The organism is Azospirillum melinis, assembly GCF_013340935.1.
GTDB lineage: Bacteria > Pseudomonadota > Alphaproteobacteria > Azospirillales > Azospirillaceae > Azospirillum > Azospirillum melinis.
In genome coordinates, this window is sequence record NZ_WHOS01000015.1 from 1 (window position 1) to 16,986 (window position 16,986).

Consider the following 16,986-nt stretch of genomic DNA (forward strand, 5'->3'; position numbering starts at 1 on the left):
GCCCACCCCTGTCCGAGACCGCTGGTGCCCGTCCCCGACCGCAAGGAGAGGGAAGGGCTTAAAATTGACCCGCGCAGACAGGAGTTGAACCCGTTTACCCCTCCGGCCCCGCCGCCATGTGCGACGGGAACCGGTTCAGGAACGGCTTGACTTCTGGGACAGGTTCGCCGGATCTCCGGCCCTTCGGGGACGGGGGTCCATGTACACCTCTGTGCAAGGAGGCGATCCGTGGATCGTACACAAAAAGAAGCGACGATCGCGGCTCTGCAATCGAAGCTCCAGGACACGGGCCTGGTGGTGGTCACCCACCATCTGGGCCTGACGGTGAAGGAAGTCACCGACCTGCGTGCGAAGGTTCGGGCTGCTGGCGCCAGCTTCAAAGTGACGAAGAACCGGCTCGCCCGTCGTTCCCTTCAGGGGACGCAGTTCGAGGGTCTGGACGGTCTCTTCAAGGGACCGACGGCGATCGCCTTCTCGAAGGATCCCGTTGCGGCTGCCAAGGTGGTGGCCGACTACGCGAAGACCAACGAGAAGCTCAAGATCGTCGGCGCCAGCCTCGGCACCCAGATTCTGGACGCGGAGGGGGTCAAGGCCCTCGCCTCGCTCCCGTCGCTGGACGAACTGCGTGGCCGCCTCGTGGGCATGATCCAGACCCCGGCGACCCGTATCGCCGGTGTCCTCCAGGCTCCGGGCGGCCAGGTCGCCCGCGTGCTTGCTGCCTACGCGAAGAAGGACGACGAGGCGGCGGCCTAACCAGGCCTAGTCACTCGTTTTTTTACATCCCCAGAACTCAAGTCGTTTGGAGTAGTAACATGGCTGATCTGCAGAAGCTCGTCGACGATCTGTCGGCCCTGACCGTCCTGGAAGCCGCCGAGCTGTCGAAGCTCCTCGAAGAGAAGTGGGGCGTCTCTGCCGCCGCTCCGGTGGCCGTTGCCGCCGCCGGCCCGGCCGCTGCCGCTGCCGCTCCGGCCGAAGAGCAGACCGAGTTCACGGTGATCCTCGCCGATGCCGGCGACAAGAAGATCAACGTGATTAAGGAAGTCCGTGCGATCACCGGCCTGGGCCTGAAGGAAGCCAAGGACCTGGTCGAGGGCGCTCCGAAGCCGGTCAAGGAAGGCGCCACGAAGGACGAGGCCGCCAAGATCAAGAAGCAGCTTGAAGAAGCCGGCGCCAAGGTCGATATTAAGTAAGACCTTGTTGCGTACGGATCACACAGTACCAAGCCGGACGGCGGTCGGTTCCCTAGGGGACCGGCCGCCGCACGGCATTTTCTGCCTTCCGCCGGACCGGGCTTGCCCGGCCCGGCTCTTTCCGTCCCCATCATGGGGATGGCCCGCGCGGGCGCCCTCGGGACCGGTCGACACCAGTCGGCTCGATCCTACGGTCGGTTGAACGGTCGGTATAACGCGCATCACGTACAGACGTTTGGGGACATCCATGGCCAAATCCTTTACGGGTCGTAAACGTGTTCGGAAGAGCTTCGGGCGCATCCCGGAAGTCACCCAGATGCCCAACCTCATCGAGGTGCAGCGCAGCTCCTACGATCACTTCCTGCAAATGGACGTCGCCCCGGAAAAGCGGGCGAACCTGGGCCTGCAGGAAGTCTTCAAGTCGGTCTTCCCGATCAAGGACTTCTCCGACCGCGCGGTGCTGGATTTCGTCAAGTACGAGCTTGAGCAGCCGAAATACGACGTCGAGGAATGCCAGCAGCGCGGCATGACCTTCGCCGCTCCGCTGAAGGTGACCCTGCGCCTGTCCGTGTTCGACGTCGAGGAGGACACCGGCCTCCGTTCGATCCGCGACATCAAGGAGCAGGACGTCTACATGGGCGACATGCCCCTGATGACGGCCAACGGCACCTTCGTCATCAACGGCACCGAGCGCGTCATCGTCTCGCAGATGCACCGCAGCCCGGGCGTCTTCTTCGACCATGACAAGGGCAAGACCCACGCGTCGGGCAAGTATCTGTTCGCCGCCCGCGTCATCCCCTACCGCGGTTCCTGGCTCGACTTCGAGTTCGACGCCAAGGATCTCGTCTACGTCCGCATCGACCGCCGCCGCAAGCTGCCGGCCACCACGCTGCTGTTCGCCCTGGACGGCGCGGAGACCGAGGCGCTGCGCGCCGAGCGCAAGGCCAACCGCAAGGACCTGCTGCCCTACGAGGCGCAGGGCATGGCCAAGGAAGAGATCCTCAACTACTTCTACGACACGATCACCTACACCCGGTCGGCCGGCGGTTGGAAGACCCCGTTCAGCGCCGAGCGGATGAAGGGCGTCAAGCTGATCTCCGACCTCGTGGATGCCGCCACCGGCGCCATCGTTGCCGAGGCCGGCACCAAGATGACGCCGCGCGTCATCAAGAAGCTGGTCGAGGCCGGCCTGACCGAGCAGCAGGTCTCCACCGAGGAGCTGACCGGCCGCTACCTCGCCGTCGACATCATCAACGAGCGCACGGGCGAAGTCCTGTTCGAAGCCGGTGACGAGCTGTCGGCGAGCGACCTCGACAAGCTGGAGAAGACCGGCGTCGACGAGTTGCCGGTGCTGGCGATCGACCATCTGAACGTCGGCGCCTACATCCGTAACACGATGAACGCGGACCGCAACGCCAGCCGCGAAGACGCGCTGATCGACATCTACCGCGTCATGCGTCCGGGCGAGCCGCCGACCCTGGAATCGGCCGAGGCTTTGTTCTCCGGTCTGTTCTTCGACAGCGAGCGCTACGACCTGTCGGCCGTCGGCCGCGTCAAGATGAACGCCCGTCTGAACTTCCAGACCGACGACCAGATGCGTGTGCTCCGCAAGGAGGACATCCTGGAGATCCTGAAGGTTCTGGTGAACCTGAAGGACGGCCGCGGCGAGATCGACGACATCGACCATCTCGGCAACCGCCGCGTCCGCTCGGTCGGCGAGCTGATGGAGAACCAGTACCGCGTCGGCCTGCTGCGCATGGAACGTGCGATCCGCGAGCGCATGAGCTCGGTCGAGATCGACACGGTGATGCCGCACGACCTGATCAACGCCAAGCCGGCCGCTGCCGCCGTGCGCGAGTTCTTCGGCTCGTCGCAGCTGTCGCAGTTCATGGACCAGACCAACCCGCTGTCCGAGATCACGCACAAGCGTCGTCTGTCGGCGCTGGGCCCGGGCGGTCTGACCCGCGAGCGCGCCGGCTTCGAGGTGCGCGACGTGCACCCGACGCACTATGGCCGCATCTGCCCGATTGAGACGCCGGAAGGCCCGAACATCGGTCTGATCAACTCGCTGGCGACCTATGCCCGCGTGAACCAGTACGGTTTCATCGAGAGCCCCTACCGCAAGGTCATTGACGGCAAGGTCACCAACGAGGTGGTCTATCTGTCGGCGATGGAGGAGGGCCGCTACGTCGTCGCCCAGGCGAACGCCGAATTGAACGCGGACAACAGCTTCGCTGCCGATCTGGTGTCCTGCCGCCAGGGCGGCGAATACCTGATGTTCCGGCCGGAAGCCATCGACCTGATCGACGTGTCGCCGAAGCAGCTGGTGTCCGTCGCCGCGGCGCTGATCCCGTTTCTTGAGAACGACGACGCCAACCGCGCGCTGATGGGCTCGAACATGCAGCGTCAGGCGGTGCCGCTGGTCAAGGCCGACGCCCCGCTGGTCGGCACCGGCATGGAGGCGACCGTCGCCCGCGACAGCGGCGTGACCATCGTCGCCAAGCGTTCGGGCATCGTCGACCAGGTCGACGCCACCCGCATCGTCGTCCGTGCGACCGACAGCTCGGACAGCACGGCGCCGGGTGTCGACATCTACAACCTGCTGAAGTTCCAGCGTTCCAACCAGAACACCTGCATCACCCAGCGTCCGCTGGTGAAGGTCGGTGACCGGGTGAACGCCGGCGACATCGTGGCCGACGGTCCGTCGACCGATCTGGGTGAGCTGGCGCTCGGCCGGAACGTGCTCGTCGCGTTCATGCCGTGGAACGGCTACAACTTCGAGGACTCGATCCTCATTAATGAGCGCATCGTCAAGGACGACGTCTTCACCTCGATCCACATCGAGGAGTTCGAGGTCATGGCCCGCGACACCAAGCTGGGCCAGGAGGAAATCACCCGCGACATTCCGAACGTGGGTGAGGAAGCTCTGAAGAACCTCGACGAGGCGGGCATCGTCTATATCGGCGCCGAAGTCCGTCCGGGTGACATTCTGGTCGGCAAGGTGACGCCGAAGGGCGAAAGCCCGATGACGCCGGAAGAGAAGCTGCTGCGCGCCATCTTCGGCGAGAAGGCTTCCGACGTCCGCGACACCTCGCTGCGCCTGCCGCCGGGTGTGGTCGGGACCATCGTCGAGGTCCGCGTGTTCAGCCGCCGCGGCGTCGACAAGGACGAGCGCGCGCTCGCCATCGAACGCGCCGAGATCGAGAAGCTGGCCAAGGACCGCGACGACGAGCGCGGCATCCTGGAGCGCAGCTTCTACACCCGCCTGAAGGAAGTGCTGATCGGCCAGACCGCGCAGTCCGGCCCGAAGGGCATGAAGGGCGGCACGGTGCTGACCGACGAGGTGCTGGCCGGCCTGTCGAAGGGCCTGTGGCGCCAGATCGCCATCGCCGACGAGCAGGTGATGGAGACCGTCGAGAACCTGGCGAAGGTGTTCGACGACTCGATCAAGGCCCTGCAGGACCGCTTCGAGAACAAGGTCGACAAGCTGCAGCGCGGTGACGAGCTGCCGCCGGGCGTCATGAAGATGGTCAAGGTCTTCGTCGCGGTGAAGCGCAAGCTGCAGCCGGGCGACAAGATGGCCGGCCGCCACGGCAACAAGGGTGTCGTCTCGCGCATCATCCCGCAGGAGGACATGCCCTACCTGGAGGACGGCACCCCCGTCGATCTGGTGCTGAACCCGCTGGGCGTGCCGTCGCGCATGAACGTCGGTCAGATCCTGGAAACCCACCTCGGTTGGGCGGCTTCGGGTCTCGGCAAGCAGATCGGCCGTGCGGTCGATCAGTACCGTCTGGCGATCCGCCAGAAGGCCGAAGGCGCTCCCCAGCTGGAGGCCCTGCGCGGCACGCTGAAGTCGGCGTACGGCGAGGTGACCTACAACGAGGACATCGCCGACATGACCGACGGCGAGCTGCTGGAGCTCGGCGGCAACCTGCGCAAGGGCGTGCCCTTCGCGACGCCGGTCTTCGACGGCGCCCGCGAGGAGGACATCTGCGTCCATCTGGAACGCGCCGGCTTCGACCGGTCGGGCCAGTCGACGCTGGTGGACGGCCGCACTGGCGAGACCTTCGATCGCAAGGTCACTGTCGGCTACATCTACATGCTGAAGCTGCACCACCTCGTGGACGACAAGATCCACGCCAGGTCGATCGGTCCCTACTCGCTGGTCACGCAGCAGCCGCTGGGCGGCAAGGCCCAGTTCGGCGGTCAGCGCTTCGGTGAGATGGAGGTCTGGGCGCTCGAAGCCTACGGCGCCGCCTACACGCTGCAGGAGATGCTGACGGTGAAGTCGGACGATGTGTCCGGCCGCACCAAGGTCTACGAGGCCATCGTCCGCGGCGACGACAACTTCGAGGCCGGCATTCCGGAGTCGTTCAACGTGCTGGTCAAGGAGCTGCGCTCGCTCGGCCTGAACGTCGAACTGAACCAGCGGTCCTACTGAGCCGATTTGACGTGACCAAACCCCGGAGCGGCGCATTCGCGCCGGTCCGGGGTCATGCACTGCCCTTAACCGACAACGCGGCGATGCCAGCGGGAGACGGTCATGAATGAGTTGATGAACATTTTCGGCCAGGTCCAGGGGCCGCAGAGCTTCGATCAGATCCGCATCCAGATCGCGAGCCCCGAGCGGATCCGGTCCTGGTCCTACGGCGAGATCAAGAAGCCGGAAACCATCAACTACCGCACCTTCAAGCCGGAGCGCGACGGCCTGTTCTGCGCCCGCATCTTCGGCCCGATCAAGGACTACGAGTGCTTGTGCGGCAAGTACAAGCGCATGAAGTATCGCGGCATCATCTGCGAGAAGTGCGGCGTCGAGGTCACCCTGTCGAAGGTCCGGCGCGAGCGCATGGGCCACATCGAACTGGCGTCCCCGGTCGCGCACATCTGGTTCCTGAAGTCGCTGCCAAGCCGCATCGGCCTGCTGCTCGACATGACGCTCAAGGATCTGGAGCGCATCCTCTATTTCGAAAACTACGTCGTCATCGAGCCCGGCCTCACCCCGCTCAAGCTGCATTCGCTGCTGAGCGAGGAAGAGTACATGAACGCTCAGGACGAGTACGGCGAGGACGCTTTCACCGCCTCGATCGGTGCCGAAGCGCTGCGCATCATGCTGTCCGCGCTCGACCTCGACGAGGAGAAGAAGCGCTGCCGTGAGGACCTGCGCGACACCAACTCCGAAGCCAAGCGCAAGAAGCTGGTCAAGCGCCTGAAGCTGATCGACGCCTTCCTGGCCTCGCAGTCGCGCCCCGAGTGGATGATCCTGGAAGTCATTCCGGTGATCCCGCCCGAGCTGCGTCCGCTGGTGCCGCTCGACGGCGGCCGTTTCGCCACGTCCGACCTGAACGACCTGTACCGCCGCGTCATCAACCGCAACAACCGTCTGAAGCGGCTGATCGAGCTGAAGGCGCCGGACATCATCGTCCGCAACGAGAAGCGCATGCTGCAGGAGGCCGTCGACGCTCTGTTCGACAACGGCCGCCGCGGCCGTGTCATCACCGGCGCCAACAAGCGTCCGCTGAAGTCGCTGTCGGACATGCTGAAGGGCAAGCAGGGCCGCTTCCGTCAGAACCTGCTCGGCAAGCGCGTCGACTATTCCGGCCGTTCGGTCATCGTCGTCGGTCCGGAGCTGAAGCTGCACCAGTGCGGCCTGCCGAAGAAGATGGCGCTGGAGCTGTTCAAGCCCTTCATCTACGCCAAGCTGGAGCTGTACGGCCTCGCCTCCACCATCAAGGCCGCCAAGCGGATGGTGGAAAAGGAGCGTCCCGAGGTGTGGGACATCCTGGAAGAGGTCATCCGCGAGCATCCGGTGATGCTGAACCGCGCGCCGACGCTGCACCGTCTCGGCATCCAGGCGTTCGAGCCGACGCTGATCGAAGGCAAGGCGATCCAGCTGCACCCGCTGGTCTGCACCGCCTTCAACGCCGACTTCGACGGCGACCAGATGGCCGTGCACGTTCCGCTGAGCCTTGAGGCCCAGCTGGAAGCCCGCGTCCTGATGATGTCGACCAACAACATCCTGTCGCCCGCCAACGGCAAGCCGATCATCGTGCCGTCGCAGGACATCGTGCTCGGCATCTACTACATCTCCATGGACCGCCCGAGCGAGAAGGGCGAGGGCATGGTGTTCGCCAACGTCTCGGAAATCGAGCAGGCGCTGAACGCCAAGGTCCTGTCTATCCATGCGAAGATCAAGGCCCGCTACGTCGGCGTGGATGACGAGGGCAACGAGAAGATCAGCATCGTCGAGACGACGCCGGGCCGCATGCTCCTGTCGGAGTTGCTGCCGCGTCACCCGAAGGTGCCCTTCTCGCTGATCAACCGCGTCCTGACCAAGAAGGACGTCGGCAACGTCATCGACGCCGTCTACCGCCATTGCGGTCAGAAGGAGACGGTGATCTTCGCCGACCGCCTGATGAAGCTCGGCTTCGGTCACGCCTGCCGCGCCGGCATCTCCTTCGGTAAGGACGACATGGTCATCCCCGCCGCCAAGGAGAAGCTGGTCAACGAGTCGAAGGAGCGGGTGAAGGAGTTCGAGCAGCAGTATCTCGACGGCCTGATCACCCAGGGCGAGAAGTACAACAAGGTCGTCGACGTCTGGTCGGAATGCACCGAAAAGGTCGCCTCCGAGATGATGAAGGCGATCTCGACCACCGAAGCCGGCAAGCCGGTCAACTCGGTGTACATGATGGCCCACTCCGGTGCGCGTGGTTCCGCCGCGCAGATCCGTCAGCTGGCCGGCATGCGCGGCCTGATGGCCAAGCCGTCGGGCGAGATCATCGAGACGCCGATCATCTCGAACTTCAAGGAAGGCCTGACCGTGCTGGAGTACTTCAACTCCACCCACGGCGCCCGCAAGGGTCTGGCCGACACCGCCTTGAAGACGGCGAATTCCGGTTACCTCACCCGCCGTCTGGTCGACGTCGCGCAGGACGCCATCATCGTCGAGCATGATTGCGGCACCGAGCGCGGCATCACCGTCAAGGCGGTGATCGACGGCGGCGAGGTCATCAGCCCGCTGGGCGACCGCATCCTCGGCCGCACCGTGGTCGGGGCGGTGATCGACCCGCTGAACGGCGAACTGATCGTCGAGGACGGCGGCCTGATCGACGAGCCGACGGTCGACCGCATCGAGCGGTCGGGCATCGATTCGGTCAAGATCCGCTCGGTTCTGACCTGCGAGACCCGCGACGGCGTCTGCGCCAAGTGCTACGGCCGAGATCTCGCCCGCGGCACGCTGGTCAATACCGGCGAGGCGGTCGGCGTCATCGCGGCGCAGTCGATCGGCGAGCCGGGCACCCAGCTGACGATGCGCACCTTCCACATCGGCGGTGCGGCGCAGCGCGGTGCGGAGCAGAGCCAGATCGAGGCGGCGTTCGACGCGACGGTGCGGATCAACAACCGCAACGTCGTTATGAACTCGTCGGGCATCCCGGTCGTCATGGGCCGCAGCACCGAAGTGATCCTGCTCGACGAGCAGGGCCGCGAGCGGGCGCGTCACCGCGTGCCGTATGGTGCCAAGCTGCTGGCCGACGAGGGCGTGAAGGTCGAGCGCGGCGCCAAGCTGGCCGAGTGGGATCCTTACACCCTGCCGATCATCACCGAGCGTGCCGGTACCGCCCGTTACATCGACCTCGTGGAGGGTATCTCCATGCGCGAGGTGATGGACGAGGCGACGGGCATCAGCTCCAAGGTGGTCGTCGACTGGCGGCAGCAGCCGCGTGGCGCCGATCTGAAGCCGCGCATCGCGCTGGTGGACGACCGGGGTGAACTGATCACTCTGCCGAACGGCCTGGAAGCCCGCTACTTCATGTCGGTGGACGCCATCCTGTCGGTGGAGAACGGTGCGGAGGTGAAGGCCGGCGACGTGCTGGCGCGTATCCCGCGCGAGTCGTCCAAGACCCGCGATATCACCGGCGGTCTGCCGCGTGTGGCCGAGCTGTTCGAGGCGCGTCGTCCGAAGGACTTCGCCATCATCTCGGAGATGAGCGGCCGCGTCGAATTCGGTAAGGACTACAAGACCAAGCGCCGCATCGTCGTCCGCAACGACGAGAGCGGCGACGAGAAGGAGTATCTGATCCCGAAGGGCAAGCACATCTCCGTGCAGGAGGGTGACTATGTCGAACGCGGCGATCTGCTGATGGACGGCAACCCGGTTCCGCACGACATCCTGGCGGTGATGGGTGTGGAGGCCTTGGCCGACTACCTGATCAACGAAATCCAGGACGTCTATCGACTGCAGGGCGTGAAGATCAACGACAAGCACATCGAGGTGATCGTTCGCCAGATGCTGCAGAAGGTCGAGATCACCGACGCCGGCGAGACCACCTTCCTGGTGGGCGAGCAGGTCGACCGCCAGGAGTTCGACGAGGAGAACGAGAAGACCGTTGCGGAAGGCTTGCAGCCGGCGCACGGCCACCCCGTTCTCCAGGGCATCACCAAGGCCAGCCTGCAGACGCGGTCCTTCATCTCGGCCGCGTCGTTCCAGGAAACCACCCGCGTCCTCACGGAAGCGGCCGTCGGCGGCAAGGTCGACAACCTGGAAGGTCTGAAGGAGAACGTCATCGTCGGCCGTCTGATCCCCGCCGGCACGGGCTCCGTGGTGAACCGTCTGAAGCTGATCGCCGCCGAGCGTGACCGCGAAGCGGCCCTGGAGGCCGGCGCTCCGGAGGAAACTCCGGCCCTGCCGACCCCGGGCGAGGAAAGCTCCGCGGCCTGATCGGTCTGGCTTATTGAGTAGGGGAGGGGGCGCGTTCCGTGACGGACGCGCCCTTTTCTTTGGGCTTTGCTGATTGAGAGTCGGGGAGCCTGCAAGCTATAATACCGTCCTTGACTCTCTCTCGGCCTTTCCTTAAAGTCCGCGAACTTCAAAGGCCGCCCGGGCTCTCCGTGCGTCCGCTTGAATCCACCGATCCCGCCGATCGGAGTCCTCCGGTCGGCTTTCGCTCATTCAGCCCGCTCGGAACGGCAACGTTTCGCAGGCGGGCTTTTGCTTCGTCCGGCTCGTCCGGCCGAGTGATCTTGAAGGGATGAAGGGCAGATATGCCGACGATCAACCAGTTGATCCGTAAGCCGCGCGAGCCGTTGGCCGCGCGCAACAAGGTTCCCGCGATGGAGGCCTGCCCGCAGAAGCGTGGCGTCTGCACTCGCGTTTACACCACCACCCCGAAGAAGCCGAACTCGGCGCTCCGTAAGGTCGCCCGCGTTCGTCTGACGAACGGCTTCGAGGTGACGAGCTACATCCCTGGTGAGGGCCACAACCTCCAGGAACACTCGGTGGTCATGATCCGCGGCGGTCGTGTGAAGGATCTTCCCGGCGTTCGCTATCACATCATTCGCGGCACGCTGGATACCCAGGGCGTCAAGGATCGTAAGCAGCGTCGTTCGAAGTACGGCGCGAAGCGTCCGAAGTAAGGAGAACTCACGATGTCCCGTCGTCATCGCGCCGAGAAGCGTGAAGTCCTGCCGGACGCCAAGTATGGCGACCGCGTCCTGACGAAGTTCATGAACTGCCTGATGCTGGACGGCAAGAAGTCGGCAGCCGAAGGCATCGTCTACGGTGCTCTGGGCCGTATCGAGGTCAAGACCAAGAACGACCCCGTTCAGGTCTTCCACGATGCCCTGGCCAACGTGAAGCCGCACCTCGAAGTGCGTTCGCGTCGCGTCGGCGGTGCGACCTATCAGGTTCCGGTCGAGGTCCGTTCGGACCGCGCACAGGCCCTGGCCATCCGTTGGCTGATCAGCGCCGCCCGCGCCCGCTCGGAAAACACGATGACCGAGCGTCTGTCGGGTGAGCTGCTCGATGCCGCCAGCCAGCGCGGCACTGCCGTGAAGAAGCGCGAAGACACGCACCGTATGGCGGAAGCCAACAAGGCGTTCTCGCACTACCGCTGGTAAGGTTAACGCCTGTCCTGGTGATTTTGCATGCCCCGCTCGCACGCCCTCGACCGTTACCGCAACATCGGCATCATGGCTCACATCGATGCCGGCAAGACGACGACGACCGAGCGCATCCTGTTCTATACCGGCAAGTCCTATCGCATGGGCGAGGTCAATGACGGCACCGCCGTCATGGACTGGATGGAGCAGGAGCAGGAGCGGGGCATCACCATCACGTCGGCGGCAACGACCTGTTTCTGGCGCGACCACCGCATCAACATCATCGATACGCCCGGCCACGTGGATTTCACCATTGAGGTCGAGCGGTCGCTGCGCGTTCTGGATGGCGCCGTTGCCATCTTCGACGCGGTTGCGGGGGTCGAGCCCCAGACCGAGACCGTGTGGCGGCAGGCCGACAAGTACGGCGTGCCGCGCATGGCCTTCGTCAACAAGATGGACCGCGTTGGCGCGGACTTCGACAGCTGTGTCGCCATGATGGCCGACCGCCTTGGCGTCAAGCCGCTGGTCGTTGAACTCCCCATCGGCAGCGAGGCCGGCTTCTCCGGTGTCGTCGATCTGGTTGCGATGCGCGCCACGATCTGGAAGGCCGAAACGCTCGGCGCCGAATTCCAGCACACTGACATTCCCGAGGATCTGGCCGGACCGGCGGCAAGCGCCCGGCAGGCGCTGCTGGATGCCGTGCTCGACCTCGATGAGGCTGCGATGGCCGCCTATCTCGAGCGCGGCGAGGAGCCGACGCCCGATGTGCTGCGCGCGTTGATTCGCAAAGGCACGATTGCCGGCGCCATGGTTCCGGTGCTGTGCGGGTCGGCTTTCCGCAATAAGGGCATCCAGCCAATGCTGGACGCCGTGGTCGATTATTTGCCCGCCCCGAACGATATCGGTTCGGTGACGGGCCACGCGGTTGGTGGCGACCGGGCCGAGGAACGGGCCGCCAACGACAGCGCGCCTTTCTCGGGCCTCGCCTTCAAGGTGATGAACGACCCCTATGTCGGGACGCTCACCTTCTGCCGTATCTATTCCGGCACCGTCAGCGTCGGCGATTCGCTGCTGAACCCGGTCAAGGGTGAGCGCGAGAAGATCGGCCGCATGCTGCTGATGCACGCCAACAGCCGTGAAGACATCGAGCGCGCCCATACCGGCGACATCGTGGCCTTCGCGGGTCTGGAGCATACGGCGACCGGCGATACGTTGTGCGATCCTGCCAAACCGATCGTGCTGGAGCGTCTGGACGTTCCCGAGCCCGTAATCGAGATCGTGGTCGAGCCGCGGACCGACGCGGACCATGACAAGATGGCGGCGGCGTTGAATCGCCTCGGCCATGAGGATCCCTCTTTGCAGGTTACGGTGGACCGCGAAAGCGGCCAGACCGTGATCCGCGGCATGGGCGAGCTGCATCTCGACATCATCGTCGACCGCATGAGGCGCGAGTTTCGCGTCGACGCGGCTGTTGGTGTGCCGAAGGTTGCCTATCGGGAGACCGTGCTGCGCTCTGCCGAGGTCGATCATGTCCATGCCCGCCAGGCCGGCGACCGCGCCCAGTTCGCGCGCGTGACGCTGAAGCTGGAGGCGCTGGACCGCAGTGCCGGCTTCGTCTTCGAGAACCGGGCGGCTGGCCTGCCGCGCGAGTTCGTCGCCGGTGTGCAGAAGGGGCTGGAGGCCGCGAAGGACAGCGGTGTCGTTGCCGGCTATCCGGTTGTCGACGTCAAGGTGACCCTGACCGCCGGCGAGGCGCACGACGTCGACTCCTCGCCGCTCGCCTTCGAACTCGCGGCACGGACCGCCTTCCGCGAGGCTATGACAAAAGCCGCTCCGGCGCTGTTGGAACCGCTGATGCGGGTCGAAATCATCACGCCGGACGACTATATGGGCGACGTCATCGGCGACCTGAACGGTCGCCGGGGACAGATCACCGGCATGGACCAGCGCGGCAACGCGCGAATCGTCACGGGACTGGTTCCCTTGGCGGCCATGTTCGGCTATGTGAACTCCCTGCGCTCCATGAGTCAGGGCCGCGCGCAGTACAGCATGCAGTTCGACCATTATGAGCCGGTGCCACAGGCCATCGCGGACGGCGTCCGCGCCAAGGTGGCCTGAAGACCGCTGGAACGATTGAGAAACGGAGAGACCACCCCATGGCGAAGGCAAAGTTCGAGCGGAACAAGCCGCACTGCAACGTTGGCACGATCGGCCACGTCGACCACGGCAAGACGTCGCTGACGGCGGCGATCACGAAGGTGCTGGCGGAGTCCGGCGGCGCCACCTTCACCGCTTACGACCAGATCGACAAGGCGCCGGAAGAGAAGGCGCGCGGCATCACGATCTCGACGGCGCACGTCGAGTACGAGACGACCAACCGCCACTACGCGCACGTCGACTGCCCGGGCCACGCCGACTACGTGAAGAACATGATCACGGGCGCCGCCCAGATGGACGGCGCGATCCTGGTCGTGTCCGCCGCCGACGGCCCGATGCCGCAGACCCGCGAGCACATCCTGCTGGCGCGCCAGGTCGGCGTTCCGGCGCTGGTTGTGTTCATGAACAAGGTCGACATGGTCGACGATCCGGAACTGCTGGAACTGGTCGAGCTGGAAGTGCGCGAGCTTCTGTCGTCCTACCAGTTCCCGGGCGACGACATTCCGATCACCAAGGGTTCGGCGCTGTGCGCCCTGGAAGACCGTCAGCCGGAGATCGGCCGTGACGCCGTCCTGGCGCTGATGAAGACGGTGGACGAGTACATCCCGCAGCCGGAGCGTCCGAAGGACCGTCCGTTCCTGATGCCGATCGAAGACGTGTTCTCGATCTCGGGCCGTGGCACCGTTGTGACCGGCCGTGTCGAGCGCGGCATCGTGAAGGTTGGTGACGAAGTCGAGATCGTCGGCCTGAAGGCGACGGTGAAGACGACGGTGACCGGCGTCGAGATGTTCCGCAAGCTGCTCGATTCGGGTGAGGCCGGCGACAACATCGGCGCGCTGCTGCGCGGCACGAAGCGTGAGGACGTCGAGCGCGGCCAGGTTCTGGCCAAGCCGGGTTCGATCACCCCGCACACCAAGTTCAAGGCCGAAGCCTACATCCTGACGAAGGAAGAGGGTGGCCGTCACACGCCGTTCTTCACCAACTACCGTCCGCAGTTCTACTTCCGCACGACGGACGTGACGGGCATGGTCTCGCTGCCGGAAGGCGTCGAGATGGTGATGCCGGGCGACAACGTCGCCATGGAAGTGGCGCTGATCGCCCCGATCGCCATGGATGAAGGCCTGCGCTTCGCCATCCGTGAGGGCGGCCGTACCGTCGGCGCCGGCGTCGTTGCCAAGATCGTCGAGTGATGACCCATCCGGCAGCCGCCGTGAGGCGGCCGCCGGAGGGAGACGGGTAGGGCGGCGGGAGCGATCCCGCCGTCGGATGTAAGAGACGGGCCGTCTTCCCCGCGCGAGCAGGAAGGGCGGCCCGCCCGGTTCTAGCCATCGGGCGTCGGTGTTCGGAGCCGTCCGCCTGTCAACCCAGCTTCCTCCGATCCGGGGGGAGATTCAGGATTGACACGCGGGCGCTGAACGCCTAGAGATTACGCCCTCTGGATTTTGGGTTGGTGGTAGGCAGCTTCGGCCTAGACGCAGCCCGAGACGAACGGCACGGCGCGCCTCCACGGGAGGCGCGCCGTCTGCTGATCGGAACATCCCCTCCGCGCTTCCCGCGCAGGGGATGTTCTTTTTCGTATCGGCCCGTCGCATCGGTCACAGCGTCGCCCGTCGGCCCCCGTTTCGGTGGTTCGGCGCGCGGCCTTGCGCTGTCGGCGATGCCCCGAAGCAAGCTCGTGGAGTTCCGGTGACGCGTCCGCGTCATCGCTAGAAGGTGCAAGGGACGTTTGGACATGGACAGCCAGAACATCCGCATCCGTCTGAAGGCGTTCGATCATCGCGTGCTCGACCAGTCGACCAGCGAGATCGTCAACACCGCCAAGCGGACCGGCGCGCGCGTGCGGGGCCCGATCCCCCTGCCGACGCACATCGAAAAGTTCACCGTGAACCGTTCGCCGCACATCGACAAGAAGTCGCGCGAGCAGTTCGAGATCCGCACCCACAAGCGCCTGCTCGACATCGTCGATCCGACGCCGCAGACCGTGGATGCGCTCATGAAGCTCGACCTCGCCGCCGGCGTCGACGTCGAGATCAAGCTCTGATTTTGGTTGGTAAGGGACCTCTCCGGTAATCGGATGTCCCTGGTCAGGAGATAAAGAACAATGCGATCCGGTTTGATCGCGCAGAAGGTCGGCATGACCCGCGTCTTCACGGACGACGGCCAGCATGTTCCGGTCACTGTGCTGAAAGTCGACAGCTGCCAGGTCGTCGCCGTTCGCACCGAGGAAAAGGATGGCTACACCGCCGTCCAGCTCGGCGCGGGCGCCATCAAGGTCAAGAACGTCAACAAGCCTGAGCGCGGGCATTTCGCCAAGGCGCGTGTGGAGCCCAAGCGCAAGCTTGTCGAGTTCCGCGTCGATGCCGATGCCCTGATCGAGGTCGGTGCCGAACTGTCGGTGTCGCACTTCGTCGCCGGCCAGTTCGTCGACGTCACCGGCACCTCCATCGGCAAGGGCTTTGCCGGTGCGATGAAACGCTGGAACTTCGGTGGTCTGCGCGCCACGCACGGCGTGTCGGTGTCGCACCGCTCGCACGGTTCGACGGGTAACCGCCAGGATCCCGGCAAGGTCTTCAAGAACAAGAAGATGGCCGGCCATCTCGGCGACGAGCGGGTCACGGTCCTGAACCTTCAGGTCGTGTCCGTCGACGAAGCCCGTGGTCTGATCCTGCTCAAGGGTGCCGTCCCCGGCGCCGAGGGCGGTTGGCTGCGCATCCGTGACGCCGTCAAGAAGAAGGCTCCGGAAGGCCTGCCCTTCCCGGCCGGCATCAAGTCTGCTCCGGCGGCGGAAGCCCCGGCCGAGACGCAGGAGTGAGCGCCATGAAGGCCACGATCAAGAATCTGAACAACGAAGCCGTCGGCGAGATCGAGCTGTCGGACGCCGTGTTCGGTCTGCCGGCCCGCACCGACCTGCTGGCCCGCATGGTGAACTGGCAGCTGGCCAAGCGCCGCTCCGGCAACCACAAGACCAAGGGCATCAGCGAGATCAGCGGCACGACCAAGAAGCCCTATGGGCAGAAGGGCACCGGCCGCGCTCGTCAGGGCTCCATCCGTTCGCCGCAGTTCCGCGGCGGTGCGACCATCTTCGGGCCGGTGGTGCGTTCGCATGCCCACGACCTGACCAAGAAGGTCCGCAAGCTGGCGCTCAAGACCGCCCTGTCGGCCAAGGCCGCCGAGGGCAAGCTGATCGTCCTGGAGGCCGCGGCCGCCGAGACGCACAAGACCAAGGAACTGGCGGCCCGTCTCGCCACCCTCGGCCTGACTTCGGCGCTGATCATCGATGGCTCGAACCTGGACGATAACTTCGCCAAGGCTTCGCGCAACATCCCGCTGATCGACGTGCTGCCGGAGCAGGGTGCGAACGTCTACGACATTCTCCGCCGCGACACGCTGGTCCTGACCCGCAACGCGGTCGAGCAACTGGAGGCTCGCCTGAAATGAGCAAGCAGTCGAAACCTGCGGTGAGCCAGGAGCGGATGTACGACCTGATCCTCGCTCCCGTCATCACCGAGAAGTCGACGTTGGTGTCGGAGCATAACCAGGTCACGTTCCGCGTGCCGCTCACGGCCTCCAAGCCGGAGATCAAGGCCGCCGTTGAAGGTCTCTTCAACGTCAAGGTGACCGCGGTCAACACCCTGGTTTCCAAGGGCAAGACCAAGCGGTTCCGCGGCACCATCGGCCGTCGCTCGGACTTCAAGAAGGCCGTCGTCACCCTCGCCGAGGGTAACAAGATCGACGTGACCACGGGCATCTGAGCGGGAGTGTG

The 16,986-nt window shown here is 65.0% G+C and carries 12 protein-coding genes; all 12 read left to right on the forward strand.

Annotated features, from left to right (window positions below; translation table 11 throughout):
- Positions 1-228: 228 nt before the first annotated feature.
- The 12 genes from rplJ (at position 229) to GBZ48_RS13475 (ending at position 16,975) form a co-directional block, all read left to right on the forward strand.
- Positions 229-753 carry a 50S ribosomal protein L10 gene (rplJ, locus tag GBZ48_RS13420; RefSeq protein ID WP_014246881.1) on the forward strand — a complete coding sequence of 175 codons (525 nt, stop codon included), beginning with the start codon at positions 229-231 and terminating at the stop codon, positions 751-753.
- Between the two features lie 59 nt (positions 754-812).
- Positions 813-1,190: a 50S ribosomal protein L7/L12 gene (gene rplL / locus GBZ48_RS13425; protein WP_014246882.1), complete on the forward strand. Its 378-nt coding sequence runs from the start codon at positions 813-815 to the stop codon at positions 1,188-1,190.
- A 247-nt stretch (positions 1,191-1,437) separates the two neighbouring features.
- Positions 1,438-5,631 (forward strand): DNA-directed RNA polymerase subunit beta, encoded by a 4,194-nt coding sequence (gene rpoB, locus GBZ48_RS13430; RefSeq protein WP_174471524.1) that lies wholly within the window; start codon positions 1,438-1,440, stop codon positions 5,629-5,631.
- 102 nt (positions 5,632-5,733) lie between these two features.
- Entirely contained in the window at positions 5,734-9,906 is a 4,173-nt protein-coding gene (rpoC, locus tag GBZ48_RS13435) for a DNA-directed RNA polymerase subunit beta' (protein ID WP_174471525.1), read from the forward strand.
- Between the two features lie 323 nt (positions 9,907-10,229).
- The gene (gene rpsL, locus GBZ48_RS13440) at positions 10,230-10,601 is read left to right on the forward strand and encodes a 30S ribosomal protein S12 (RefSeq protein WP_012973201.1); all 372 of its coding nucleotides are present in this window, start codon (positions 10,230-10,232) and stop codon (positions 10,599-10,601) included.
- Positions 10,602-10,613: 12 nt separating this feature from the next.
- Positions 10,614-11,084 carry a 30S ribosomal protein S7 gene (gene rpsG, locus GBZ48_RS13445; RefSeq protein ID WP_012973202.1) on the forward strand — a complete coding sequence of 157 codons (471 nt, stop codon included), beginning with the start codon at positions 10,614-10,616 and terminating at the stop codon, positions 11,082-11,084.
- Positions 11,085-11,111: 27 nt separating this feature from the next.
- Complete coding sequence (fusA, locus tag GBZ48_RS13450) at positions 11,112-13,184, forward strand: elongation factor G (protein ID WP_174471526.1); 2,073 nt, start codon at positions 11,112-11,114, stop codon at positions 13,182-13,184.
- A gap of 38 nt (positions 13,185-13,222) precedes the next feature.
- Entirely contained in the window at positions 13,223-14,413 is a 1,191-nt protein-coding gene (gene tuf / locus GBZ48_RS13455; protein WP_014246875.1) for an elongation factor Tu, read from the forward strand.
- A 542-nt stretch (positions 14,414-14,955) separates the two neighbouring features.
- Positions 14,956-15,264 (forward strand): 30S ribosomal protein S10, encoded by a 309-nt coding sequence (gene rpsJ / locus GBZ48_RS13460; RefSeq protein WP_012973204.1) that lies wholly within the window; start codon positions 14,956-14,958, stop codon positions 15,262-15,264.
- Positions 15,265-15,324: 60 nt separating this feature from the next.
- The gene (rplC, locus tag GBZ48_RS13465) at positions 15,325-16,035 is read left to right on the forward strand and encodes a 50S ribosomal protein L3 (protein ID WP_109452172.1); all 711 of its coding nucleotides are present in this window, start codon (positions 15,325-15,327) and stop codon (positions 16,033-16,035) included.
- A gap of 5 nt (positions 16,036-16,040) precedes the next feature.
- On the forward strand, positions 16,041-16,661 hold the full coding sequence (rplD, locus tag GBZ48_RS13470) for a 50S ribosomal protein L4 (protein ID WP_109051340.1): 621 nt from the start codon (positions 16,041-16,043) through the stop codon (positions 16,659-16,661).
- Positions 16,658-16,975 carry a 50S ribosomal protein L23 gene (locus GBZ48_RS13475; protein WP_012973207.1) on the forward strand — a complete coding sequence of 106 codons (318 nt, stop codon included), beginning with the start codon at positions 16,658-16,660 and terminating at the stop codon, positions 16,973-16,975. Before rplD ends, GBZ48_RS13475 begins: the two co-directional genes overlap by 4 nt.
- Positions 16,976-16,986 lie beyond the last annotated feature (11 nt).